Source organism: Monashia sp. HAY1-5C, assembly GCF_056755255.1.
In genome coordinates, this window is the sequence record NZ_JBPGXG010000428.1 from 1 (window position 1) to 263 (window position 263).

Here is a 263-nt window from a genome sequence, read left to right on the forward strand (position 1 = left end):
GACGAGATCTACACTCTCTCCTTCGTCGGCAGCGTCAGATGTGGATAAGAGACAGTCGGGCGGTGGCGCCGCCGACGCGCGTGAGCCGGGACCACGCGGCGCCCTCGCGCTGTCGGTGCGGCAGGAGCAGGGTTCGGCCCGGGCGTACGTCTGTCTCTTATACACATCTCCGAGCCCACGAGACGGAGCTACATCTGGGGGGAGGGCTTTTGCTTTGAAGAGGGGGGGGGGGGGGGGGGGGGGGGGGGGGGGGGGGGGGGGGG

Annotated in this window: 1 pseudogene; it reads left to right on the plus strand. The window is 70.3% G+C overall.

Going from position 1 to position 263, the window contains the following annotated elements:
• Nucleotides 1-40: 40 nt before the first annotated feature.
• Nucleotides 41-263, plus strand: a pseudogene (locus ACR9ZK_RS22315) (hypothetical protein); the annotation flags it as partial.